The organism is Acetobacter indonesiensis (assembly GCF_000963945.1).
GTDB classification, from domain to species: Bacteria; Pseudomonadota; Alphaproteobacteria; order Acetobacterales; family Acetobacteraceae; genus Acetobacter; species Acetobacter indonesiensis.
Genome location: NZ_BAMW01000086.1, coordinates 1 through 731, shown reverse-complemented (window position 1 = coordinate 731; position 731 = coordinate 1). Strand labels below are relative to the sequence as shown.

At 58.4% G+C, this 731-nt stretch carries 1 protein-coding gene; it reads right to left on the bottom strand.

The annotated features are described in order from the left end of the window. Window positions 1–731: hypothetical protein (locus Abin_RS14895; protein WP_048848381.1), on the bottom strand; the 731-nt coding region annotated here is incomplete at both ends.

Genomic DNA, 731 nt, shown 5'->3' with positions numbered 1-731 from the left:
AGACAGAATGGCCCCCTGCGTATTGGTCAACGCACCATCGACAGCCAGAGCAAGACCTGTCGTACCTTCCATCAGCCCGGTATTGATGATCGCACCGGGGGCCTGAACGGTGAGGTTTCCTCCCGCAATCAGCGCTCCGGCATTGGTAAGGTTACTTGCCCGGATAGAGGCATCTCCACCTGCAATCACCCCACTTCCAGCCTGAATCTCATACGTCCCACCAAACTGGACTGAGGCATTCCGTCCGGCAGAAAACAGCATGGGAGCAGATTGACCCTGTGCTGTCGTAAACGCCAGATCACGCCCGGCAGACAGACTGGATGCTCCGGTCAGACTGTCTGTCGTCAGGGTCAGATCCTGTGCCGCCTGCAAGGTGCCAGCATCATCCACAACGGAGTGCAGGCCAGTCCCATCTGCTCCACCCATCACCGTCAGATTGCCACCCTGTGTTAGGATGGTGCCAGACCTGTTCTCGACTGTTGCGGCATATACCGTCAGATCCGTGCCCGCCTGCAGGGCCCCGGAGGTATTGATAACCTTGCCTGCCCCGACACCGTCAGCCGTATGCTCAAGCATCAGCGCTCCGTGATCAGAAATCACCTTGCCGGCAGTATTGTTCAGAGAAGACGTCAGCAACGTCACATCGCCAGCGGCCTCAATCAGACCGTTATCGTTTGCAATATCCTGTGCCGTCAGCGCCACCTGCCCCGCACTGGCAACCAGACGGCCAG